Origin of the sequence: Psychrobacter sp. H7-1 (assembly GCF_904846585.1) — a bacterium.
GTDB lineage: Bacteria > Pseudomonadota > Gammaproteobacteria > Pseudomonadales > Moraxellaceae > Psychrobacter > Psychrobacter raelei.
This window is the reverse complement of the sequence record NZ_CAJHBH010000013.1, coordinates 39,519-63,406: the sequence shown is the minus strand read 5'-3', so window position 1 is coordinate 63,406 and position 23,888 is coordinate 39,519. Positions and strand designations below refer to the sequence as shown.

Below are 23,888 nucleotides of genomic sequence, written 5' to 3'. Positions count from 1 at the left end.
TTCATAGTACGATTGGTTATGTGTCGCCTTTTGAGTTTGAGAGACGATACTATGATAGTCTTAATGAGTCAAACAAAGCTGCCTGACTCAAGTAATCCACTCTCCGATATACTCGGGGCGGTTCACAATTTCAATATCTTGGTTATGATAAGACTCAACACATAATGGACTCGAACCATTTCCAGCAATATTTGCTCTAAAAGAACTATGTAATTTCCTTACAACTCTTTTTGTATAACCATCATGCTTCAAGTAATGTAAAAATACAGCATCACCTACAACCCCTAGTTTAGGTATTACAACCGCTTCAGGATTTGCTCTATCAGTGATATTTAAGGCTAGATATTCTTCAACCTTTGCCCAAGTATAAGTAAGCAGGACACGATTGATATGATTAGAAACGCCGTATAAAGCATTAAAGAAAAGCAAAGGATGTATCACATAGTCTATGTCGTTCTGATGCACGACAATCATGGTGTTAGATTCATTATTGATATTAAAAACAGGATAGTTATCTTGATTTATAAAGCGTATTTCATTGCCTTTTATTTTCTTATTAGTTGAGTAAGTCACATTGCTATAGTCACCCTTAAATATTGTTGAAAATGAATCAAATTCAACTTTTTCAGTGGATTTCCCATTCTTCCATATAGAACCTATTGGGAAAGAGCCCATAGCAACTAAAGGAATTTTTCTACGCAATTGATATCCTGTTTTTTTGTTCTCAAAAACTACTTCAACAAGCTTAGTGGAATTATTGCGGTTTGATGCATTAGATATCTCGCGATACCAAATTACAATATATTCATCTTCACTTAACATCGCATTAACGTCAGTATTTTCATCTACCTTGTCAACTAGCAATTCTTTAATTTTAAACTTACCTTTGAAGGAGGTACGACTTTTAGCCTCAAAAAACTTACCCATATTTTCCTCTTTTTAAAATTATGGTTATAGTTTTCAGCAGGGCTTAGTCGGTGGGTAGTGACGTTTATTTCTGAAATTTGACATTTATTTCTGAAATTGACAGCCGCCCCCGACCAAGGCCACCGCCGAAATAGTATGGTGAATTTCGCGAAAGGGGCGAGTGCCATAATGATACTCAGTATTGGCCACAGAATAAGTGCTGGCAACCTCCAGCGCTTCTTCTTCACTTAAGTCTGGCAATATGGTCGGCAATCGAGCTGCCATCAAGGTCTTACCTGAGCCAGGAGGGCCACTAAATAACAATGAATGACCGCCAGCAGCTGCAATCTCCAGTGCCCGTCTGGCATGATGTTGACCTTTTACATCAGCCAAATCCACCTTATAAGCCACTTTCTGCTTAGCCTCTTGCGACACTACGGCTGTCAGTAACCCCTGTTCGCTGCTTGCTGGGTGGGCGCCTAACGGATTGTTTTCTGCCTGCAAATGCTCGCACACTTGTTTTAAGCTCTTGACGGCATAAACCTGCATACCACTTATCCGGCTTGCTTCAATGGCATTGCCTGCCGGAACCATCAGCTTGCGCGCCCTATCATCTGATTTTGCCGCCATGGCTTCGCTTTTTATGGCTCGTGCCACTGCAAGCGCGCCTGATATCTCGCGCAGCTCTCCACTTAATGCCAGCTCGCCAATAAACTCATAAGACTCTAACCACTCAGGCTCAAGCTGACCACTGGCCGCTAAGATACCCATAGCAATGGGCAAATCCAGTCGTGCCTCTTCTTTGGGCAAGTCCGCAGGGGCCAAGTTGAGGGTCAATCGCCGATTGGGAAATTGAAAATCCGAGTTAATCAATGCCGAGCGGACCCTATCTTTACTCTCACGCACTGCCGCTTCAGGAAGCCCCACTATGGTAAGCGCCGGCAAGCCTTGCGATAAATGTACCTCAACCCTAACTTTAGGGGCATGTAGCCCGACGACCGAGCAGGTATGGACTTGAGCAAAAGACATGATAAGCCTTATATAAATAATAATTATTAAATTTTTTTCATTCATAATAAATTATTTATTAACAGTTAGCAAAGCTGCAAACACATTAATTTATGTCTGCCTTAGCCGCGTCCTATCAACGACAGTAATGGTGTTAGAATAAGGGCTTAGATCCTCAAGGTAAGTTTAGGAGCAGGCGGCAGTGAACAAGAATATTAAAGTGGCTATTGGTTGCTTGATTGCTGGCGGCGCTCTGCTTGGCTTATCTACTAATCTGGCCAAATACGCTGGTACAGTGGGGCTCACTCCGCTGGCGTTTGTATTTTGGCCCATTAGTGGGGCCGCTTTTATCTTATTGGTTATCTCTTTGCTGCGCCGTCAGCCGCCCCCTTTAACTCGGCGTAGTCTTGAGTATTATGCTGTGGCTGCCTTAGTCAGTGTTGCCGGCTCTAACTTGATATTTTTCTCAGCCATTCCCCAAGTAGGGGCAAGTTTTGTGGCGCTCATCATCTCACTGCCGCCTTTACTGACTTATTTGGGCGCACTCTTGTTAAAGATGGAGCGCTTTAGTCCAATGCGGGCTGCAGGGGTAGCCGCAGCATTAAGCGGTGCTGGGGTACTGGCTGCTAATAAGCTTGGTGCGCCAAATGCCAGTGTGTTTTGGATTATCGTGGCCTTGTGTGGCCCAGTGCTGCTTGCCATAGGTAATTTGTATCGCACCTTGCGCTGGCCCACAGGCGCCTCACCCAGTGCCCTTGCGCCTGGGATGCTAATAGCAGCAGCGATACAATTGGGTATGCTGGGGTTATTGCCCCACTTTTCACTCACTTTACCTCGCGAGGATCCACTGGCTTTGATGGTATCAATGAGGCTAATTGTACTGCAGTCCTTTGTTTTCGCCGGACAGTTTCAAGTGCTGTTTTTATTACAAAAAGCCGGCGGGCCGGTGCTGCTAAGCTTGCTGGGTTCAACCGCTGCACTGTTTGCGGTTCCTATTGCCATATTTTTTCAAGCAGAAGCGCCGCCTGAGGGACTGCTATGGGGTGCAGGACTTATTGCCCTCGGGGTCACTTTGGTGACGTTAGGTGGCCTAAAAAACAAGCAGGCGCTCTAAAAATTCAACCTTAACAGCCTTAGGCTCTTGGTCTTGCCTTATTTATGCTTAAAAGTGCTCATAACTTGTCGCTCCTATTCCTATATTGCTATTGCCTGGCTATTGACTAAGCCCCCCTACACGATAGAGGTATAGAAAACCGGGCAGATTACAGCTACCTTAGGATAATTTGTTATAATTGATTCGATTTTAACCCTCTCCTCATAGCTCCTGTTTATCGGCTCTCCGATAAGGCCAATCTTATGACTCATTCTGCCATTTTTACAGACCAAGCCAGTCTTCCCCCATCTACTGAGCGTCCGGATTTTTCTCCTAGCAATCCTTATGCCAAAAAACAGTTTGATGCAGCGACCTCTGAGATGCCGCAGTTAGAATATGATCAGGCGTTAATTCATAAATATAATCGTTCAGGGCCACGCTATACCTCATACCCTACTGCGCTTGAGTTTAAGCCCATTGAAGCCGGCGTTGAATTAGAGGTTTTGACCCGCCGCGACCCCAATGCGCCCCTATCGCTTTATTTTCACATTCCCTTTTGTCGCCATCTTTGCTACTACTGTGCTTGCAATAAGATCATCACCAAAAAGAACAGCGATGCCGGTGACTACCTAGCGTATCTAAAAAATGAAGTAAAACAAAAGCGTGCCTTATTACAGCGTCCTGACTCAGGTGGTAAGCCTTATGTCAAGCAGCTGCATTTGGGTGGGGGTACACCGACTTTCTTTAGTGATGAGGAACTGACTGAGCTTTGGCAGTTTTTGCAGACCCAGTTTGAATTTGCGCCCACCTCAGTTGAGCAAGTGAGCGATGAGCACCCAGAAATGGGAGACTACTCTGTAGAGATTGACCCTCGAGAGATTAGAGATACCACGTTGAGCGTGTTACGCAGTTTGGGCTTTAACCGAGTCAGCTTCGGGGTGCAGGACTTGGATGACAAGGTTCAGATTGCGGTGAACCGAGTGCAATCTGAAGCGCTTATCCGTAGTGTGATGCAAGAGACCCGCCGCTTAGGCTTTCAGTCGACCAATATTGACTTAATCTATGGGCTGCCGCATCAAACGCCGCAGACGTTCGCTAAGACGGTACAGACCATTATTGACATCTCGCCTGATAGATTGTCCATCTTTAACTATGCACACCTGCCCGATCGCTTTAAGTCGCAGCGTCAGATTAAAGAGGAGGATTTACCGACACCAGCCGAGAAGCTTGAGATGTTCAGTGATACCATAGCCGCGTTGAATACAGATGGCTACCAGTACATCGGTATCGATCACTTTGCGAAGCCTGATGACAGCATGGCCATCGCTCAGCGTGATGGTATTTTGCACCGCAATTTCCAAGGCTATACCATCTTAGGTGACTGCGACTTATTGGGCTTTGGTGTCTCCTCTATCAGTCAAATTAACAGCACCTTGTATGCCAATAAAGGCAATACCTCTACTCATATTCTACAAAACCACACAGATTTAAAAGAGTATGAGGCCATGGTAGATGCTGGCAAACTGCCGGCGGTACGCCATATCAAAACCAGCATACAAGACCGTCTGCGTGGTTATGTGATTTCCAATCTGTTGTGCCATGATTACATTGATTTTAAAGACTTAAATCAAAAATTTGGGATAGATGCCATCACATTTTTTATTGATGAAATTCAGCAGCTCGGTGAGATGCAGCAAGACCGACTTATAGATATGGATGCTGCCGGTATCCTTATTTTGCCAAAGGGACGCCTGCTTGCCCGCAACGTGGCCATGGTATTTGATAGCTATTTGGCAAGTAAAGAAAAAAACCGCTTCTCTAAAGTGATTTAGTGCTCTAAAAGAGTCGTCATTGCAGCAAAACTCCTAAATAAAGCGGCCAATATAACCCCCTGTTATTGACCTAAAAAAACCGACACCACGTTAGATGGTATCGGTTTTTTTGGTTAAAGCAGCGGTTTTATTTTAAAGATGCCGCCACATCTTGTAATAACGGCGGTATGTCCATCATGCCGGTAATCACTTCAATAAATACCATCTTATCTTTGGCTTTGTCCGCTTGAGACAGCGCTGATTTTAGCTCAGCTGGGGTCGCAGCTTTTAGGGTTAAGCAGTTGTGTTGATTGGCACCAAAAGCTTGAGGCATCACCTGCCAATCACACACAGGAATGTCATTGTAAAGCTCCTCTTCGCCGTGAATGGCACGCTCTACGGTGTAGCCTGCATTATTGATTAATAAAATAACTGGGTTTAGCTGCTCACGAATCATGACCGCCAAATCTTGAATGGTCAATAGCGCTGAGCCATCGCCGATAAGCAGCACACTACGCTTGTTAGGTGATGCTATACCGGCCCCCAAGCTGGCAGGTAATGTATAGCCGATAGAGCCCCACAGCGGCTGACCATAGAAGGTTACCCCTTCAGGCAGACGCACTTCGCTCATGCCAAAATAGGCGGTCCCTTGCTCAGCAAACACTAAGTTATTGCCATCCAAACAATCGGCCACAATATGCCATAAGTCTTTTTGCAGTAGTGGCTCATCATCACCGCCTTGCTGCTGATGCACATCAACTGGCGCAATAAGTGACTTGGCGACCACTTCAATGCCTGATGTTAATACCTCATGCAGTGCTTGTAGCGCATCCTTCATGGCGATGGGAGCAAAGGTCTTATCGGCTACTGTGGCACGCTCTTGATGAATATCGACCACTTTTGAGGTATCAATCTTTTGAGTAAAGCCGGAGGTGGTGGTGTCGGTATAATTAACACCCAATTTAATCAAACACTCCGCATTTTCAATGGCATCTTTTACCGTAGGCTGCGAGGGCTCACCCACATAAACCCCCGCCCAGCGATCACTGTGCTCATCGAGTAAGGTCTTACCCCAAGATAAAGTGGCATAGGGGATTTGAGTGTCAGCTATCAGTGCTTTTAGCTGAGATTGTAGGCCCAGGCGGTGTACCATTAAGTCTGCAATTAAGGTGGTGGCTTTGCCTTCGATATAGCAGCTCAGCTCTTTTTTGAAGTCAGCCAAAGCCTCTTGACTGGTGATGTCCTCTTCACTGTCTTTGAGCTGAGTGGTGGGACGATAAATAGGCAGCTTGGCCACATCAGGTGACAATAATAAATAACCAGGGCGCTGCTTTTTTAGTACCATGCGAATTACCCTATCAATCTCAGAGGCGGCGTTTTCGGCCGTAATCTCAGCTCGGGCCACGCTGACAGGCTCCACCATTTTAATAAAGTGGTTAAATACCCCATCACCTAAGCTGTGATGTAGGCGGCGCTTGCCATCTCTTAACTGAGTATTGGGTGCGCCCACAATATGCAGTACCGGTACATACTCGGCGTATGAGCCAGCAGTGGCATTAATAGCAGACAGCTCACCTACCCCAAAGGTGGTGACCATGGCCGAAAATCGGCGTTCGCGCGCATAGCCATCAGCAGCATAACCGGCGTTTAATTCATTGGTATTGCCTACCCAGCGCAGTTTATTTGAAGCAATAATATTGTCTAAAAAGGCTAAGTTGTAATCGCCTGGCACCCCGAAGATTTCGGTGGCACCCGCTTCAGCTACTCGGTCAAATAGATAATCAGCAATGGTATAGATGGGCTGTGACATAGCATACTCTCTTATTTTAGTTAGGTTTGATTGTTATCACTTAAGTTAAAGAGGGTCATGGGGCACGGCTTATGGTTTAAAATTCCTTTTAATGACCGCCCCTCCTTTTAAGCCGCTTATTTCAGTAAGCGATTCATTTTATCAGTTAACCATTCTATTTGGTGATACCTATTCAAAAAATAAGTAATATGTTATATGAAGTCACAGCTGTGTAAAAATCAGCTCATCTAATAGTATCCGGTCATACGCTTGGGGTGACCACGTACAGCCGGTTAGCATCTATTACCCTCTTCTCGGCATCAAGATATTTATACTCAATCCCTTTGTCTGAATCATTGATGGCAAAGTCATCGTCATTTAATAGCCCCAAAGAACCATCTTGACGCAGCCAAATGCCCTCAAGCTTGTCATGCGGATAATCAATGGCTTTGAGCACATCCACTGCCAATGTTTTTTTGACCGGATAAATACCCAGCTTATCCAGTAGCTGCCAATTAGCCTCATCTTCTGCAATCAGTTGCTCAAGGGTTAAGCCATCAATTAACAGTCCAAGCTGCTCATCTTGAGTCAGTGTGACAGCCAAGTCTGACTTTGCTGCCATATCAGTTAAATGCTCAAAGTCATTGATGTTGGTGGCACAGGCTAAGTCAATTTTGTAAATCAGCTTTTTGGCAGTCGGCTGTTGCCAAGGAAACTGACGATCATGCTCAGCGACATAAAATTGCTGCTCATTAATAGCGGCAAGTGCTGAGTTAACATGATTGACCGCATCCAGTCGATACAGGTATTGCGCAAGCTGCCCTGTTACTAGATTTATCGTTAATAGTCGGGTCAATGCAGATTGCCTGCCCTGCTTATCGGGGTTGTCCATTGAGGACTCCATAAGCCCCACCAGCGTGCTTTGGTCTGGGGTAATGGTCAATGACTCCATACCACGGTTGGTGCGACGCTTGGCCAACTCTGCCGGTAATAACAAGGGTTTATCCCCAGCAATAACGGTATTGCGGTTATCTGCACCAAACGGATTAATCCGCTCAATCTCAACCCCCTGCGCATCATAATGTACCAAATGCGGACCATACTCATCGCTTATCCAAAAGCTGCCATCATTCAATGCCGCCAGCCCTTCAGGATCCAAACCGTTAAGATCGGTTTTTACTGGATTGCTCTGAGGATCATAAGGCCTACTAGGGTCCTTCGTCATCGGCTCACCATGAACATCATAAGGTATCTCATTGGTACCACCAAAAGCCTTGGGGTTAGGCAGTCCACTTATTGGCTGCCCTGCTTTATCTTTTAATACAATTTCTTTAACTTTGATAATCTGACCCTCAGGTTCGACCTGAAATAAGCCGATTTTTGGGCTATAGCTTGGTACCAAAAACTGCTTGCCCTCGCCCAGACTGCCTTTAAAGTCTGAATTGGGACCTCGGTCTGTCAAGGCGTAAAACTGATTGGCATTGGTGGGATGAGCGGCCGCATCCGACCCAAATCCGCCGCCACGAATCTCAAGTGGGGTGCCAGGATAAGCGGCATTGTCATGGGTGGTATCCAAGATATCATAAGGCAATGGCGCACCTTGAGTGATGGGATGTAAGTCAGTATTTGACATAGCTCACCTTCTTTTAGCTTAGTATGCTTTTAGCTTAGTATGAATATAGGAGGATAAGGCAACTTGGCAAGACACAACACAGCCCCTTTGCCGCTTAGACACCTCTTATTACTTTTGCCGAACATACACAGCTCGCGTCAAGTAACTGGCAAGTAAATGGGTTGTGCTAAGCGCATCGAAGCGTAGGCTCAATGGATAAAATAAAGCCGCACCTTAAGGTTGAAACTTATTGCCCACCATGCCTTTTACAGTACTTAAGATATCGGCAGGCAATACCACCGTTTTGGCATTGTCCGACTCGGCCAGCTCACGCATGGCCTTGATATACTGCTCACCCAATAGATACACCACAGGCATCTCCTCTTTGCCCATCGCTTGATTGATTAAGCGAATAGATTCCTCTGACCCTTTGGCCAGTACCACTTGAGCTTCTGCATCACGGCGTGAGGCTTCAAGACGGCCATCAGCTTCTAAGATAGCCGCTTGTTTTTGACCATCGGCACGCGTTACGGTAGCACGGCGTTGACGCTCAGCGGCAGCCTGCTCTTCCATAGCGGTTTGCATCGTGTCTGATGGGTTAATGTCTTGAATTTCAACTGTTTTTAGAGTAATACCCCAATCGGCGATATCCTCTGAGATGGCATGCTTAAGCAAGGCTTTAATCTGATCACGGCTCGATAAGGCACTGTCTAAATCCATCTCACCTATAATAGAGCGCAGTGAGGTTTGTACTAAGTTACGGATACCATGCTCATAATCTTCAATACCATAGACCGCTTTTTCGGGCTGTACGATGCTGATATAAGCCACGGCGTTGGCAATAATGACCACGTTATCGCGGGTAATCACCTCTTGTGAAGGGATGTCTAACACGATGTCTTTGGTGGTGAGCTTATAAGCCACATCATCCACATAAGGAATAATTAAGTTTAAACCCGGCTCTAAGGTTTGATGATACTTACCTAGGCGCTGCACAATCCACTTATACCCTTGCGGCACAATTCTGACGCCTTTAAAGATGGTAAACACCACCAAGGCCACCAAGACAATCATCACGATACTCAAACTGTTCATATGCCACACTCCTGCTGTTTATATTTATAACTATTGATTTTTATTATTTATCACTGATAACGACCATGGCTGATCTAGACTAATGTTAGGTTAATAGTAGTTAGGTTAATAATAGTTAGGTTAACAATAAATGGGGCAAATAGCGCTTTGCTGATGCTCTGTCAGCGCCGTTACCGTTAATGTGCTATAGGTACCGAGCCAGGTAGAGGCGCCACAACCAGCTCATTACCCATAATATCCACCACAACCACGCGTTGACCCACCTCTAGCGGTTCATCACGGCTGCGACATTGCCATTCAGCAGCGCCCACGATAGGTACGCTAAAGCGCACCGTACCGGTTTGGTTGTCAGAGGGCGCTCTAATAATCATCCCTTTTTCACCGATGATAATGCTGCCACCCAGACCGGCTTTGGTACGATCGACCGATAAAGGCTTGATATATTTAAACCAAATAAATACCATCAGCACAGACAGTATTAACCACAATACAATCTGAATCACTACAGGTACCGGAAAAAGCCAGCTTACCAAGGCAACAATAAGGGCTGCTACCCCAAACCATAAGGCTGCAAATGTGGTTAGAAACATCTCTAAGATAATTAATATCCCACCAAGAACCAACCAATGCCAAGGCTCTATCTGCCACATAACCGTATCCTTAATTTAAATATTATGTTTATTATTAATTATTAGCACGCCCCTTATACTATCACTTTTAGCGGCGGTTAGTAGCGCGGATGTTTTCAGGTTTTGTGGCCGTCAGTCTTAATTTGCCAACTGCCATTTGCACAAAAAAAACGACCGCCGAAGCGATCGTTTTTTAGTTGTCTGCGTCATTGATTTAAATTTGCTAGACAGTGTAATGGCATTCAGCGTGATTAGAACTTAAAGTTAGCGCCTAAAGTAACCCCTTCAGATCTTAGATCACCTAGGCCAGCTACTTTATCTACTTTTGGATACCATTCATAAGCCAACTCAACGGCAGCATTCGGTGCTAGGTTATAACCAAAGCCTAGACCACCACCAATACCCACATCAGAGCTTGAGGTCTTGCCGCCAACCAGTTTGTCTTCTACTTTGATTTTGTTTTTTGCAACACCAACACGGCCTTTGGCGTATAACTCTGTATTTGGGAAAGCATGGTCATAAGTGGCATATAAACCATAGTTTTCTGCTTTATATTCTTTGCGATCAGTATCTGTTTTAATTAAATCATTTTTTTCGGTGGTGAGGTACTCAGCTTCAACCCCAATACCTTGGTTAGATTTCACACCAGTATATACACCGTATGAAAATGCTTTGTCTTTGGCATCATCTAAATCGAACTGGCCAACTTTGGCACCGATATAAGGCTGTGCAGTCATACCATTGTCATAGTTCACGGCAGCTTGTGCACCCACAGTCATTAATGAGCCAGCAGCTAAAGCAAGTAGAGTTTTTTGTAAAGTTTTCATGGTCTTCTCCTTTGAGATTATCATTTCTGTGATTGGGATGAGCCCTCTAAAGCCATGATTTGTCATTGATTGATGGCTTTATTGATGGCTTAACGGCCTATCCCTTTCGCTATGATTAAATAGTAACAAAATATTTCGAAATGATTGTAGTGCTTTGGGGCCTTCATTGTTACCAATTGCAAGCAAAAATTTCTATAAAAAACAAACAGTTATTAGATAAATTGATAATAGAAAAGCTGAAAATCTCATCACATTTAACACATAAAAAAGCGACCGCCGCAGCGATCGCTTGTTTGTGGTGTCTTGTCTTATTAGCGCTAAGTACTGACTTTAGCGATAAGCACTAACGCCTTTGTCGCTACTTAGAGTTTAGATCACCTTAGAACTTAAAGTTAGCCCCTAAGGTAACGCCTGAAGCATCTAGGTTACCTTTATCAGCCACGTTATCTACCTTTGGATACCAGTCATAAGCCACTTCTACCGCAGCATTAGGAGCAAGGTTATAACCTAGACCTAGACCACCGGCGATACCTGTATCTGATTTTTTACCATCGTATCTATTGTAAGCTAATGATTTAGAGTCGATGTCTACTTTGTTTTTAGCCACACCTAAACGACCTTTGGCATACATTTGCGAGCCTGGGAAGGTATAGTCATAAGTACCGTATAGACCATACACATCAGCGCTATATTCAGACTTATTAGCACCACGTGTGAAGTCTTCATCATTAGTGGTCATATATTCAGCTTCGACACCGAAGTTTGGGGTGAATTTAGCACCACCATAGATGCCATACGACATGGCTTCGTTGTCTGCTTTGTCTAGATCATACTGACCAATTTTTGCACCGATATAAGGCTGTGCAGTCATACCATTACCATAGTTCACGGCAGCTTGTGCACCCACAGTCATTAATGAGCCAGCAGCTAAAGCAAGTAGAGTTTTTTGTAATGTTTTCATGATTTTCTCCTAGTATTGTTTTCGATGAAAGAAAGGGTTAAAGCATTTAAATCAAACACCTATAACCGTATCTGTTTAAATCCCTTCTTTTTATCTATACCTATATAGTAACAAAATATTTCGAAAACTGTGTCGATGCTTGGTAGTGTAGATGTTAACTTTTGCTACCAAATCTATCCATGAGAAACATAGCCTTAGCCAAGTCAAACACATAGTCTCAAATACATAGTCTTAGATACTTTTAAGCAGCGATAGCTACTATTTTTGATAAGCCAAGGTTAACAGTCGCTGTGAGTGAGATAAGCCATAAAAAAAGCGACCACCGAGGTGATCGCTTTTTTTGTTGGCCAGATCGGCCAAACTATTTAGGTATTTTCAAGCAAGTTAGATTAGAACTTGAAGTTAGCACCTAAAGTGATACCAGAAGCATCTAGGTCTCCTTTGCTACCTACATTTTCAACTTTTGGATACCAATCGTAAGCCAACTCTACTGCTGCATTAGGAGCGATGTTGTAACCTAGACCTAGACCACCTGCAATACCAGTGTCAGAATGCTTGCCGTTATAGCTTGCAACTTGGCCAGCAACGTTTTTAGCATCTACGTCTACTTTGTTTTTAGCAACGCCTAAACGGCCTTTAGCGTACATTTGTGAGCCTGGGAAAGTGTAGTCGTAAGTACCGTATAGGCCATATACGTCAGCACTGTATTCAGAACCAGGAGCAAAGTCTTCATCACTGGTGGTTAGGTATTCAGCTTCAATACCGAAGTTTGGTGTGAACTTAGCACCACCATAAACGCCATATGATAATGCTTCATCGTCTGCATCATCAAGGTCGTATTGACCAATTTTAGCACCGATGTAAGGCTGAGCGGTCATGCCATTACCATAAGTAATCGCTGCTTGTGCGCCAGCAGTCATTAATGAACCAGCAACCAATGCTAATAAAGTTTTTTGTAATGTTTTCATAGTATTCTCCAATTAAAAGTATAGCGATTCGCATCAGTATAAGAAAATTATTCTAAACACGTCGCTGTATCGATGAGCCTATAGTAACAAGATATGTCCGATTTTTATGTCGCTATTTGATAGCGGCAATGTTAACTTTTGAAAGTAAATATATCTTTTTAAAACAAACTCTTAATCTTAGATTCACACCCAAAGCGACTGCCCGAACAATCGCTTTGGTTATTTATGAAAATTAACAAGGTTTTGATATTCAATTACTGGTGTTAAACAATCACTCTTGCCTAGCGGTTAAATACCAAGGTTAGAATTTAACGTGAGCACCTAAGGTAACACCGCTGGCATCGATATCGTCACCACGTGTGTTTTCAATAGAAGGGTACCAGTTGTACATAGCTTCGATAGAGGCATTCTGTGCCACGTTAAAACCTAGACCTAAGCCACCTGCGATACCTGTTTCAGAGCCAGAATCTTTATAAAGATTTGAGTTCTTGCTTTCCACATCGACTTCATTCTTAGCGACACCCACACGGCCTTTAGCATATAAGCCACCTGTGTTAGGGAAGGCATAATCATAAGTACCATACAGGCCGTATACATCAGCTGAGTATTCTGTACCTGGACCGAAGTCTTCATCACTGGTAGTTAGGTATTCAGCTTCAACACCTAGGTTTGGTGTGAATTTGGCACCACCATAGACACCATATGAGGTGCCTTTGTCTTTCGCACCATCAAGATCATATTGACCCACTTTAGCACCGATATAGGGCTGAGCTGTCATACCGTTACCATAGCTAACAGCCGCTTGAGCGCCTGCCGTCATTAGGGTACCAGCAGCTACCGCAAGTAGGGTTTTGTTTAAAGTATTCATAGTCTTCTCCTAAAAAGTGAGTCAACAAACAGCCTTTAAAAAGCTTATTTGTTATCCATGAATCTATAGTAACAAGATATGTCAAAGGTTCTGTCAGTGTTTGATAGGCATGAAGTTATTTTTTACGAGGATTAGTTATTTGGTGCGTTACAATCCTAGATTTATGAAAACTTTTGTTACATTTACCCCTTTTAGCAATAAAACAGATATATTGTCCAATCTTTTGGACGATTGACGGGCCAAAATAAGCCTTTTATATCAATAAAAAATCAAGGATGGACATCGATGAGCAGCCCCACAAGCTCAAGCGTTGCGGCGCTACTAGACACTTTAAAATCAAAAGAGCAGTACCGAAAGCTGCCTGGTATCAGACATGAAAACCAATGGATTGTTTTAGATAATAAGCAGCTATTAAATATTTCAAGTAATGATTATCTGGGGCTTGGTAATGATACCCAGCTACAATCGCAGTTTTTGAGTGATTTGCAAGCGATGCCGGATAGCCAGAGGCCTAAGATGGGTGCCACCTCTTCTCGGCTGTTGACCGGTAATCACAGTCAACTTCCCTTATTAGAAGCGGAGCTGCTAGAGTGGTATACACTTGCTTTGCCAGAGGCGCAGCGCTCAACGTGTAACAAATCTGTGTTGGTGGTCAATAGCGGCTATCACGCCAATATAGGTATCTTGCCAGCACTGGCTAAGCTGCCGCTTAATACCTTAATATTGACCGACACGTTAATTCACGCCAGCCTTATAGATGGTGTGCGCCTTATTGGCAACAAGCACCCACACTGTACCTATCAGCGCTATCGCCATAATGATATGCAGCACCTAGCCACTTTGATTGAGCAGGCGGGTGATGAGATACAACGCATTATTGTGGTCACAGAAAGTATCTTTAGTATGGATGGTGATCGAGCCAACTTAAAAGCCTTAGTCAAGCTCAAGGCCGGCGACCCTCGCATTGAGCTGTATATTGACGAGGCACATGCAGTGGGTGTGCTCGGATATAATGGACTTGGACTTGCTGAAGAAACTCAGACATTAGAGGATATAGATTATATCGTGGGTACTTTTGGCAAAGCCTTTGCATCGATGGGTGCTTATGTGATTTGTGATGCCTCTGTTCGAGAGTGGTTGATTAATCAAATGCGCTATTTTATCTTTAGTACGGCGCTACCGCCCATTACCCACTGCTGGACTCGATTTATTTTGGCCAAAATGCCTTCGCTATATCAATCACGCAGTCACTTAGCCAATATATCACGCCGCGTATCTTACGCCATTCACAATGACTCAGCTGCGCAATATGAGTCGCCCATTATTCCTTATATATTAGGCGATAATGCCAGCGCTATAAAAAAAGCTCAGGCGCTGCAGCAAGCAGGATTTTATGCCCTGCCCATTCGTCCGCCGACTGTGCCTGTAGGTACCTCACGCATTCGACTGGTCATGAATGCTAAGCTCACCGATGATGACTGTAGCCGGCTTATTGAGCAGTTATCTGGTTCATAAGACAACGAAATCACTAGCCGCTTAACCAGCCATTTAATCAGTCGCTTAACCAGCCGCTCAGTAAGTTAAGCCGTTAGACGATTGATTATTTAGCTCTTATCAATTGTGATTTTCCCATAAAAAAAAGACCGTGCTAATAGCACGGTCTTTTTTATACCGCTTACCTTTTTTATACCGCTTACTAAGTTGATAACTGAGGTAAGCGAGATACTTTATAAGCTTACTTTTTGTCGTCTTCGTTGACTTCAGTAAACTCAGCATCCACCACATCATCATCAGCGGCATTGGCTTCAGTAGCATCGGCTTGAGGTGCTGCACCTTCTGCGCCTTGGCCTGCTGCGTAAATCTTCTGACTGATTGGCAAGAAAGCATTGTCTAAAGCTTCAAGCTTGGCTTTGATGTCATCATGGTCATCTTCTTTAGCAGCCAACTCTAGATCACTGATGGCAGTTTCAACTGAAGTTTTTTCTTCTTCAGTAACTTTGTCTTCAGCATCTTTTAGCGCTTTTTGGATGGCATGGATGCGACCATCAGCCTCGTTACGCACTTGAGCTAGTGCTGCGAATTTTTCATCTTCTGCAGCGTTGGCTTCTGCGTCACGTACCATTTGCTCGATTTCTTCATCCGATAGACCAGAGTCGGCTTTAATCTGGATGCTTTGCTCTTTACCAGTACCTTTGTCTTTGGCTGAGATGTTCATGATACCATCAGCGTTGATGTCAAAGGTTACTTCGATCTGAGGCATACCACGAGGTGCTGGTGGGATATCAGTTAAGTTGAACTCACCCAATAGCTTGTTTTGGGCTGCAACTTTACGCTCACCTTGGAACACTTTAATGGTTACCGCAGGCTGGTTATCTTCAGCGGTTGAGAACACTTGTGATTTTTTGGTAGGAATCATAGTGTTTTTCTCAATGATGCCGGTCATAACGCCACCCATGGTTTCGATACCTAGGGTTAGTGGGGTTACGTCAAGTAGTAGTACGTCAGTTTTGTCGCCTGATAATACTGCACCTTGAATGGCTGCACCAACCGCTACCGCTTCATCAGGGTTCACGTCTTTACGTGGCTCTTGACCGAAGAACTCTTCTACTGTTTTTTGTACCAGTGGCATACGAGTCTGACCACCAACTAAGATAACGTCATCGATATCGCTGGCTTTAAGGCCGGCATCTTCTAACGCTACTTTACAAGGATCAATCGTACGTTTTACCAAAGCTTCGGTTAAGGCTTCAAGCTTAGAGCGGCTGATAGTCACTACCAAGTGCTTAGGACCACTAGCATCTGCAGTAATATAAGGTAGGTTTACTTCAGTGCTTTGTGCGCTTGATAGTTCAATTTTCGCTTTTTCAGCAGCTTCTTTTAGACGCTGCATCGCTAGTGGATCACCTTTTAAGTTGAAGTTTTGCTCTTTTTTGAACTCTTCAACCAGATAGTCGATCAAGGCTAAGTCGAAGTCTTCACCACCTAAGAAAGTATCACCGTTGGTCGACAATACTTCGAACTGCTGCTCACCATCAACATCAGCGATTTCGATGATTGATACGTCAAATGTACCACCACCTAAGTCATAAACAGCAACGGTGCTATCGCCTTTTTTCTTATCCATACCATAAGCTAAAGCTGCGGCAGTCGGCTCGTTGATGATACGCTTAACGTTTAGACCCGCAATTTTACCGGCATCTTTAGTGGCTTGACGCTGTGAATCGTTAAAGTAAGCAGGTACAGTTACTACCGCATCAGTTACTTTTTCGCCTAAGTAGTCTTCTGCTGTTTTTTTCATTTTTTGTAGGATTTCAGCAGAAATCTGTGGTGGCGCCATTTTTTTGTCGTTTACTTCTACCCAAGCATCACCGTTGTCTGCTTTAACGATTTTGTATGGCACCATACCGATGTCTTTTTGTACCACTTTGTCATCAAAGCGGCGACCGATAAGACGCTTAATAGCATATAAAGTGTTGTTTGGGTTGGTGACTGCCTGACGTTTTGCAGACTGACCTACTAAGATTTCGCCATCTTTATAAGCGATAATTGAAGGGGTAGTGCGTGTGCCTTCAGCGTTTTCGATGACTTTAACTTTGTCACCTTCCATCACTGCAACACAAGAGTTGGTTGTACCTAAATCAATACCAATTGTCTTAGCCATAATATAAAACTCCAAATCATTTCTTGTTTGTGTTTATTTCAATGTTAGCATTTGGCTTACTGTTCATGCTGTCCGTGGTTCATGCCACAACTGTGTAAGCCTTGCTTGTTGTCTTTATATATCGGTTTAGTGCGTCTATTTTTCAAGCCAAATTCAACACAATTGCGCAATTTATTGTCATTTTTTGCATTTTCACCTTTCATATGCCCTTATAAGCGACTGATTTATTTGGTCATCCTGCCGCAGAGATGGGCCTCAGGCAAAACGGTTGATGACTTATTGACCGACTTTAACCATCGCAGGGCGCAATAGACGACCGTTTAAGGTATAACCTTTTTGTAGAACCTCACCCACAGTGTCAGCTGGCGCTTCAGGATCAATGCCCACCGCTTCGTGTAGCTCTGGATCAAACTTAGCGTTTTGTGGGTCTACCACTTCTACGCCTTGCTTATTTAATACGTTTAAGAAAGATTTATGGGTAAGTTTTACACCCTCTAAGATGGCGTCATCGGCATCATCATCGGCTTGGACGCTGACAATGGCACGCTCTAAGTTGTCCACAACTTCTAATAACTCTTTAGCGAATTTTTGTAGTGCAAACTTACGGCTTTTCTCAGTTTCTTGTTCCATGCGTTTTTGAGCGTTATAGGCATCGGCATTGGCGCGGGCTTGGCCTTCTTTGGCCGCTTTTACCTCACCTTCTAATTCTGCAATACGTGCCTGATAAGTGCTCACATCAATATCACTGTGTACCACATCATTATCGCCGCCATTGGCCTCTGGATTAAACTCATTTAGGGTCTCTTCTAAGATGGTCTCTGAGTGGCCAACATTGTCATGTACTGGATTGTCTTGAGGATTATTCGCTTCATTATTACTCATGGTTTTCTCTCCTTATTGGCTTAAGTAGCTTATATAGCTTAATGGGTATAGCTTAATGGGTCACTTATTAAATTTATGAATAAAAAGGGCAAAGGAAGCAGACGTTTTAATTTTTTTGCAGTCTGCTGATTTAATGCCCTGTGCACACATCTTTTGTGGTATAAGTTTTTATGCTCAGCAGCTTAATTTCATTATTTCCCGCTTTAATGCTAAATAGCAGGGGGGATCATCTTTTGTTAATGTTTTGGATGGTAACTGCTTGATAAAGGCCATGAGCCAAAATTTCAACCCCTAAGCACAAACTTAACACAATCCTATAACAAGACTGTGGCGTTTTTGCCCTAAAATTAGTGCAAGACTTGTCATTACCATACCTTATTTTGTTATGTCACTGTGTTATTGAGAGTTTGATGACTTGCCCTTTTTTATTATCCAACCGATAGGATTTCACTGTTATGCCATCGCCGCTATTTGCCGCCTCATCCACTCACCCCCAAGTTGCCCACGCTGATGGACATCAAAGGGGCCGTGGCCGTTATGCCAAAGTGCTTGCCATGGCGATAGTGGCTGCGTCGCTCGCAGTGGTCGGCTGTGATGGAGCGACTCAGGGTGAACAGCAGCAGGCTGAGGTTCAGATTTTGGACAATAAAATCGTGGTCAGTCACGACCTGATTCATACCAGTATTCCAGAGCGCTATCAGCCCAGCTACAACCTTGTCGGCGACTTAGTGCCGGTTAACAGTGTTGACTTGACTGCCCCTTATCACATCGTGTCAAGCACGCTTGAGGTGGCAAAAGGTGATAGCGTGCAACCAGGGCAAGTGGTGGCCAGACTTGAAGCAAAAGTTGCTGAAAATGAGCTGCCTTTTATTGGTAATGACTTTCTGGAGGTGTATCAGGGCGATAAAAAAATAGACGCACAATCCACTCAAAACAGTGCCACCAAGCGCACCGTAAAATCAAGCGGTACTGGTAGTATCAGCGGCGTAGGCGTGGCCGTCAGTGCCACCAGTGATACGGCCGATGATGCTCAGCGCTCATCCGCTGTAGATAAGCCCATACAAGACAGTAAGACTCAAAGCACTGAGATAAACACACCTCAGCAGGCAAATAAATCCCAACGCTTGGTGGAGGTGACCTTGGTGCTCAAGTCACCCATTGCTGGTAAAGTGACTAATATACAAAGCACAGCTATACAAAACACAGCTGCCACACAAAATACAGCGGCGCCCAAAGATACCACTGAGAGCGCCGATAACTCCAAAGGCGCAACTGATGAAGTCAACACCTCTGCTGCGCTACCCTCGCCTATTATTACTGTGGCCAATACTCGGGTGCTACAATTAATCGCACAATTGCCACTGGAAACTCAGTCACAGTTGTCCGTTGGTAAGCCGGTGAACTTTACTGTGTTTGATTTGCATAAAGAATTTACTGGTCAAATCAGTCACATTACCCCCGATGCCAATAACCACACTTTGACGGTACATGCGCCTTTGATTGCTGGTGAAAACACAGCGTCACTACTCAAACCTGGCATGCGCGCCTCGATGAGCATTGAATATGGTCAAATTGAGCTTGGTGTGCGCTTGCCGCGCGAGGCCATTCATGAAGCCAACTTACAGCCGCTGACTAAGAAAAACCCTCGCCCTACCACACCCATTCATGGCTATGTGTGGATTGTGGGACAGGACCAAAGCTTGTCATACACGCCCGTTCAAGTGGTGGAGTACTTTGCCGATTCAGATCAATTCTTAGTCAGTGGCATCAGTAATGAAAGCTTGGTCTGTCTGGCAGATTTACCCAAAGATTCCGATGGCAAAATACTTTCGGTTCAATAAAATACTTTTGGTTCAATAATGATAAAAAATGCACATGAAATGACAAATCATTGGTTGTTTTGGGGCTTTTGGGTCATGGCCAATGCTCTTGCCAGCTTTATGTGGGGCAGCATTGTATTAAGTGCGATACCTGCAGCCTTTGCCGGCATGTTGCTTGGGATTGTGGTATTTATCCTAGTATATGGCACCCTTGATGCCTATCTTATCAAGCAGAATCTGAGCAGATGGCACGATGCATTGCGCCGAAGTGTGTATATTAAGGCGGGTTTACAGCTTATGAATGTGTTTTTGGCATTTGGCTGGCCCGCTTCTCCTGAGCTGTGGTCCGGTATTATTTCGGTGGGTATTACTCAAGATCGACTGGGTATTGCTCAGAACCATTATCCATTTGGGTTTGCACTGCTCAATACGTTGTTGACCGGCGCCATTTTATCGCTAATGGTCGCCGCGCTTACTGCGATTATTTTCTTTATTAGAAAGAAGCACGAAAGCCGTTAAGCCGGTAAAGTCTATTAAATAACAGGTCAAATAACTGGCCATAGCCTCATTGATATTTTATTGATGGTTTCACGTGAAACATAAATAAGCGCTAATGATCGACCCATATCTTTAATGACTGTTCCACGTGAAACTTTATCTTAATCTGCAGATGATTTAAGACAGCTTTTGCGCCATCAAAGCTTGTTTGAGTGCAGTATGTTTAAATACAAAGCCAGTATCTAGTAGATGCTTTGGCAATACCTTTTGGCCTTCAATTAACAAGCCTGACATCTCTCCGAACATCAGCTTCAACACGGCTTTAGGCAAAGTCATAAAAGTCGGACGCTTTAACCAACTGCCCACAATCTGGGTAAACACTGCATTACTAAGCGGATGCGGCGCCGTTAAATTATAGACAGTGCTATCGGCATAATGCTCATTCGCCGTATGCTGCGCCATAATATGCACTGCCGCTCGAACCCAATCGTTCAGACTAATCCAGCTCATGATCTGATTACCATCCCCCAACTGACCACCCAGCCCCATTTTAAAAGCAGGCAAAATCTTGGCCAGCATACCGCCGCTGGGATGAATCACTATGCCTGTGCGTAGGATAACTACCGGTACCTTAAAGTCTAACGCTTGCTTAGCTTTAGCCTCCCAAGCCTCACACAATTGATGGGCAAAATCTGCATCACCTTTACCCTCAAAGCGACTGCTTTCATCAAGTGGCGTCTCGCCTTGGTCTCCATACCAGCCTATGGCTGAGCCGCTAAGTAGCAGTTTAGGTTTGACCGAGGTACGGCTTATATAATCTAATAAAGCTTGGGTAGGCTTAAGCCGGCTTTGCAGCAGCAACTGCTTGCGCTCATCACTCCAACGTTTGTCCGCTATGCCTGCCCCAGCCAGATTGACAATCACATCAAAGGTGGACTGCGTGGTTTGTAATTGCTCATAACTCATTAAGCTCACAAAGCTTGGGTGCGGCTGGCTGGCGTCTCGAGTCAGCCAAGTTATGTGAGTGTCTGAGTATTGAGAATCTTGTTCTGTGCCTTGGGCATCTTGTAAATATTGGCTTAATGTCTGACCAATAAATCCAGAACCCCCACTAATTAAAATATTCATACCTCATCCTTGTGTTATCAAACCTATATTAAGTAGCGGGCACAGTAGGATAAAAGACTAACGAATCACCTGCCCGCTTGATGCATCACTGATCTGACTAGGTAGCACATAGCCTAAAGTCTCTCCTTGTAGATACGCTATGTCTTGCCCAAAGTAGGCATAGGCCTGCTCAAAACTCTTAGCTGGAGAGTCTCCTGATGGGTTACAGCTGGTTGAGACCACTAACCCATAAGGGTTGGCAGAGCTGACCATTTGCTGACACAGCTGAGCAATAAGTGGATGCGCAATCACTCTAACCGCAATAGAATCATGTTTGCCGGTAATCCAATAAGGTACCAAAGCATCGGTGCCAGGTTGGTGTGGGTCATGAGCCTTGCTAGCATTAGCCTTTTGAGCACCAATATCTTGAGTATTCGTATCTTCGTTATCCGCTTCTGTTGTGGCGCTAAACTGAGCCGTCTTTAAAGGCAATAGCCAAGTGTGCGCCTGCTGAGTGTGTGCTGCATTCTCCTCACTTGCTCGCGTTGACCAACTGGCTATGATTTGCTGCTGACGACTCTGGGGTAATTGCTGTAATAATGGCCTGATACGCTCAATGCTGTCAGTCACCACGATCATCCCCTTCTCGCTTGGCCTGTTTTTTATGGCCAATATCTGCTCAACGGCTTGTTGGTTATAAGCATCACAGCCTATACCCCAGACGCTTTCGGTGGGATAAGCCAGAAGTTTGCCTTGCTGTAGCCATTGTGCGGCTTGTTCAGGGCTTGTGGTGGTAGCGCCATTCGGCTCAGTAGTAGCATTCATAGTTTCAGACTTCATTGACACAATAGACCGCCGATAAGCCATCTATTTGATAGGGATAAAAAACCGGCAAAACAGTTTAAACACGCTGATAACGACCGCCGACCTCAGCGACCGCACCCATTAACTCAAGCTCCATGAGTTGACTTAATAAGGTAGCGGTATCTAGTTGGGTCTTATTGATTAAGGCATCTAGGTCCTGCGGTTCAAATTGGATATGTACCCACAAAGGCTGCAGGTGCTCAGAAATAGTAACAGACTTCTGCGCTTTTAAAATAGGATTCACGTTATCTTTGGGTGTCGCAGTGGTATCAGAGCTCACTGCATTGGAATGCTTTGTAGGGTGTGAAGTAGCATTGGCATGAAAGTGGTCTGAACTGTTGCCATATATAGTGTCTTTGGCCTGCGATATCTGCACAGGTGTCACCAATTGATGGCACAAATCACTCACAATTTGATCAGGATGATACACCAAGGTCGCACCCTCTCGAATCAGATGATGCCCCCCTTGAGCATTAACATTATCAATGTCACTAGGTAGCGCAAACACTTGCTTGCCCTGCTCTGAGGTAAGGCGTGCAGTAATCAATGAGCCACTTTGTAGCGCCGCTTCGGTTACCACAGTACCAAGACTTAAGCCGGCGACAATTCTATTGCGCCTAGGAAAGGTGTGTTTGTGAGGCGGTGTGCCTGGGAACAGCTCACTGACTATACAGCCACCCTCTGCAATCATCCGATCAAACAAGGCCTGGTGCTGCTTGGGATAACAGACATCTATGCCGGTACCCATCACCCCCACGCTGCGCCCGGCATATTCAGCAGACTGAGATAAAGCACCTAAGTGGGCCTGGGCGTCTACCCCTTGAGCCAAACCACTACAGATAATAAAACCAGACTTTGCCAAATATTGAGCGATATCAAAGCTAAAGCGCTGCGCTTTTGGTGTCGGCCTACGACTGCCCACAATGGCTATCTGTGCTTGATTCAAACGCTGCTTATTGCCTCGATAAAACAACAAAGGTGGTGGATTAAATAGACCAAGCAGCTGCTGCGGATAATCAGCCTGTTGTTGAAACAGCAACTGAAACTCGCCCGCGGCCATGCGCTGTTCAAGCTGCGCGATAAACTGAGCATCCTCCTCCTGACTTGCCTGCGCATGCCGATCAAGATGCTTTTTATGAATACCTAAGTTTTGCCATTGACTCCTGCCTGCTTGTAGCGCCTGCTGCGCCGTCTCAAAGTGAGCAATCAGTTTATAAAAGGCAGATAAAGAGGTGTTTACCCGTTGCCATAATAAAAGTATAGCGGCTTTCTCTGTCGTTAATGCAGGTTCAAGTGCTGTCATATTATTTACCAGTTTTTATAGTAGAGTCAGCGAGCTGTTAAACGGTTACGGCGCTAACCTCACTAAGCCTACATTTCTCGCTAAGCTTACATTTATAGACCTGATGCTCGGTTGCCTTGTCACCATTTTAGACGTCTTTGACTATAGCGTTATGTTGTCTTCTTATCTTTATACTCCGACACCTCT

19 protein-coding genes and 1 pseudogene are annotated in these 23,888 nt (G+C 44.5%); 5 read left to right on the top strand and 15 right to left on the bottom strand.

Features of this window, described 5'->3' with window-relative positions; genetic code table 11:
• Positions 1–87: 87 nt before the first annotated feature.
• Both JMX92_RS06060 and JMX92_RS06055 read right to left on the bottom strand, forming a co-directional pair.
• On the bottom strand, positions 88–927 hold the full coding sequence (locus JMX92_RS06060; protein ID WP_201544487.1) for a hypothetical protein: 840 nt from the start codon (positions 925–927) through the stop codon (positions 88–90).
• Positions 928–1,029: 102 nt separating this feature from the next.
• Positions 1,030–1,935 (bottom strand): annotated as a pseudogene (locus JMX92_RS06055) (YifB family Mg chelatase-like AAA ATPase); the annotation flags it as partial.
• Between the two features lie 181 nt (positions 1,936–2,116).
• Between JMX92_RS06055 and JMX92_RS06050 the strand changes: the two are divergent.
• On the top strand, positions 2,117–3,028 hold the full coding sequence (locus JMX92_RS06050) for a DMT family transporter (protein ID WP_201544483.1): 912 nt from the start codon (positions 2,117–2,119) through the stop codon (positions 3,026–3,028).
• Between the two features lie 242 nt (positions 3,029–3,270).
• Complete coding sequence (gene hemN, locus JMX92_RS06045; protein WP_227675283.1) at positions 3,271–4,839, top strand: oxygen-independent coproporphyrinogen III oxidase; 1,569 nt, start codon at positions 3,271–3,273, stop codon at positions 4,837–4,839.
• Between the two features lie 127 nt (positions 4,840–4,966).
• On the opposite strand, the gene JMX92_RS06040 is transcribed toward hemN, so the two are convergent.
• The 8 genes from JMX92_RS06040 to JMX92_RS06005 all read right to left on the bottom strand — a co-directional run bounded on the left by JMX92_RS06040 (position 4,967) and on the right by JMX92_RS06005 (position 13,567).
• Positions 4,967–6,628: an alpha-keto acid decarboxylase family protein gene (locus tag JMX92_RS06040; RefSeq protein ID WP_155587241.1), complete on the bottom strand. Its 1,662-nt coding sequence runs from the start codon at positions 6,626–6,628 to the stop codon at positions 4,967–4,969.
• 241 nt (positions 6,629–6,869) lie between these two features.
• Complete coding sequence (locus tag JMX92_RS06035; RefSeq protein WP_201544481.1) at positions 6,870–8,240, bottom strand: esterase-like activity of phytase family protein; 1,371 nt, start codon at positions 8,238–8,240, stop codon at positions 6,870–6,872.
• 213 nt (positions 8,241–8,453) lie between these two features.
• A complete protein-coding gene (locus JMX92_RS06030) occupies positions 8,454–9,314 on the bottom strand; it encodes an SPFH domain-containing protein (RefSeq protein WP_201544479.1) in 861 nt (286 codons plus the stop codon).
• Between the two features lie 176 nt (positions 9,315–9,490).
• A complete protein-coding gene (locus JMX92_RS06025) occupies positions 9,491–9,964 on the bottom strand; it encodes an NfeD family protein (protein WP_110817229.1) in 474 nt (157 codons plus the stop codon).
• 230 nt (positions 9,965–10,194) lie between these two features.
• Positions 10,195–10,770, bottom strand: coding sequence for an outer membrane beta-barrel protein (locus tag JMX92_RS06020; protein WP_011961577.1), 576 nt, complete (start codon positions 10,768–10,770; stop codon positions 10,195–10,197).
• A gap of 379 nt (positions 10,771–11,149) precedes the next feature.
• Complete coding sequence (locus JMX92_RS06015) at positions 11,150–11,731, bottom strand: porin family protein (RefSeq protein WP_201544477.1); 582 nt, start codon at positions 11,729–11,731, stop codon at positions 11,150–11,152.
• Between the two features lie 389 nt (positions 11,732–12,120).
• Positions 12,121–12,699, bottom strand: coding sequence for an outer membrane beta-barrel protein (locus tag JMX92_RS06010; protein ID WP_011961579.1), 579 nt, complete (start codon positions 12,697–12,699; stop codon positions 12,121–12,123).
• A 301-nt stretch (positions 12,700–13,000) separates the two neighbouring features.
• Entirely contained in the window at positions 13,001–13,567 is a 567-nt protein-coding gene (locus JMX92_RS06005; protein WP_011961580.1) for a porin family protein, read from the bottom strand.
• Between the two features lie 285 nt (positions 13,568–13,852).
• Here JMX92_RS06005 and JMX92_RS06000 point away from each other — a divergent pair, with 285 nt between their 5' ends.
• A complete protein-coding gene (locus JMX92_RS06000; protein WP_201544475.1) occupies positions 13,853–15,082 on the top strand; it encodes an 8-amino-7-oxononanoate synthase in 1,230 nt (409 codons plus the stop codon).
• 220 nt (positions 15,083–15,302) lie between these two features.
• On the opposite strand, the gene dnaK is transcribed toward JMX92_RS06000, so the two are convergent.
• Positions 15,303–17,228 carry a molecular chaperone DnaK gene (gene dnaK, locus JMX92_RS05995; RefSeq protein ID WP_155587237.1) on the bottom strand — a complete coding sequence of 642 codons (1,926 nt, stop codon included), beginning with the start codon at positions 17,226–17,228 and terminating at the stop codon, positions 15,303–15,305.
• Positions 17,229–17,504: 276 nt separating this feature from the next.
• On the bottom strand, positions 17,505–18,110 hold the full coding sequence (grpE, locus tag JMX92_RS05990) for a nucleotide exchange factor GrpE (RefSeq protein ID WP_011961583.1): 606 nt from the start codon (positions 18,108–18,110) through the stop codon (positions 17,505–17,507).
• A 455-nt stretch (positions 18,111–18,565) separates the two neighbouring features.
• On the opposite strand from grpE, the gene JMX92_RS05985 reads away from it, so the two are divergent.
• A complete protein-coding gene (locus JMX92_RS05985) occupies positions 18,566–19,951 on the top strand; it encodes an efflux RND transporter periplasmic adaptor subunit (RefSeq protein WP_201544473.1) in 1,386 nt (461 codons plus the stop codon).
• Between the two features lie 39 nt (positions 19,952–19,990).
• On the top strand, positions 19,991–20,449 hold the full coding sequence (locus JMX92_RS05980) for a hypothetical protein (RefSeq protein ID WP_227675282.1): 459 nt from the start codon (positions 19,991–19,993) through the stop codon (positions 20,447–20,449).
• A 156-nt stretch (positions 20,450–20,605) separates the two neighbouring features.
• Here the strand turns inward: JMX92_RS05980 and JMX92_RS05975 are convergent, their stop codons facing one another.
• The 3 genes from JMX92_RS05975 to dprA form a co-directional block, all read right to left on the bottom strand.
• Positions 20,606–21,556 (bottom strand): TIGR01777 family oxidoreductase, encoded by a 951-nt coding sequence (locus JMX92_RS05975; protein WP_201544470.1) that lies wholly within the window; start codon positions 21,554–21,556, stop codon positions 20,606–20,608.
• 57 nt (positions 21,557–21,613) lie between these two features.
• Positions 21,614–22,360, bottom strand: coding sequence for an L-threonylcarbamoyladenylate synthase (locus JMX92_RS05970; protein ID WP_201544469.1), 747 nt, complete (start codon positions 22,358–22,360; stop codon positions 21,614–21,616).
• 76 nt (positions 22,361–22,436) lie between these two features.
• Positions 22,437–23,702, bottom strand: coding sequence for a DNA-processing protein DprA (gene dprA / locus JMX92_RS05965; protein WP_201544468.1), 1,266 nt, complete (start codon positions 23,700–23,702; stop codon positions 22,437–22,439).
• Between the last annotated feature and the right edge of the window lie 186 nt (positions 23,703–23,888).

Excerpts from the sequence above, each read along its gene's own strand:
- dnaK (WP_155587237.1), bottom strand. The coding sequence starts at position 17,228 with ATGGCTAAGACAATTGGTATTGATTTAGGTACAACCAACTCTTGTGTT.
- JMX92_RS06005 (WP_011961580.1), bottom strand. The coding sequence starts at position 13,567 with ATGAATACTTTAAACAAAACCCTACTTGCGGTAGCTGCTGGTACCCTA.
- JMX92_RS06040 (WP_155587241.1), bottom strand. The coding sequence starts at position 6,628 with ATGTCACAGCCCATCTATACCATTGCTGATTATCTATTTGACCGAGTA.
- JMX92_RS06020 (WP_011961577.1), bottom strand. The coding sequence starts at position 10,770 with ATGAAAACTTTACAAAAAACTCTACTTGCTTTAGCTGCTGGCTCATTA.
- JMX92_RS06000 (WP_201544475.1), top strand. The coding sequence starts at position 13,853 with ATGAGCAGCCCCACAAGCTCAAGCGTTGCGGCGCTACTAGACACTTTA.
- hemN (WP_227675283.1), top strand. The coding sequence starts at position 3,271 with ATGACTCATTCTGCCATTTTTACAGACCAAGCCAGTCTTCCCCCATCT.
- JMX92_RS05980 (WP_227675282.1), top strand. The coding sequence starts at position 19,991 with ATGACAAATCATTGGTTGTTTTGGGGCTTTTGGGTCATGGCCAATGCT.
- JMX92_RS05970 (WP_201544469.1), bottom strand. The coding sequence starts at position 22,360 with ATGAATGCTACTACTGAGCCGAATGGCGCTACCACCACAAGCCCTGAA.
- JMX92_RS06010 (WP_011961579.1), bottom strand. The coding sequence starts at position 12,699 with ATGAAAACATTACAAAAAACTTTATTAGCATTGGTTGCTGGTTCATTA.
- JMX92_RS05985 (WP_201544473.1), top strand. The coding sequence starts at position 18,566 with ATGCCATCGCCGCTATTTGCCGCCTCATCCACTCACCCCCAAGTTGCC.
- JMX92_RS06015 (WP_201544477.1), bottom strand. The coding sequence starts at position 11,731 with ATGAAAACATTACAAAAAACTCTACTTGCTTTAGCTGCTGGCTCATTA.
- JMX92_RS06035 (WP_201544481.1), bottom strand. The coding sequence starts at position 8,240 with ATGTCAAATACTGACTTACATCCCATCACTCAAGGTGCGCCATTGCCT.
- JMX92_RS06025 (WP_110817229.1), bottom strand. The coding sequence starts at position 9,964 with ATGTGGCAGATAGAGCCTTGGCATTGGTTGGTTCTTGGTGGGATATTA.
- JMX92_RS06060 (WP_201544487.1), bottom strand. The coding sequence starts at position 927 with ATGGGTAAGTTTTTTGAGGCTAAAAGTCGTACCTCCTTCAAAGGTAAG.
- JMX92_RS06030 (WP_201544479.1), bottom strand. The coding sequence starts at position 9,314 with ATGAACAGTTTGAGTATCGTGATGATTGTCTTGGTGGCCTTGGTGGTG.
- grpE (WP_011961583.1), bottom strand. The coding sequence starts at position 18,110 with ATGAGTAATAATGAAGCGAATAATCCTCAAGACAATCCAGTACATGAC.
- dprA (WP_201544468.1), bottom strand. The coding sequence starts at position 23,702 with ATGACAGCACTTGAACCTGCATTAACGACAGAGAAAGCCGCTATACTT.
- JMX92_RS05975 (WP_201544470.1), bottom strand. The coding sequence starts at position 21,556 with ATGAATATTTTAATTAGTGGGGGTTCTGGATTTATTGGTCAGACATTA.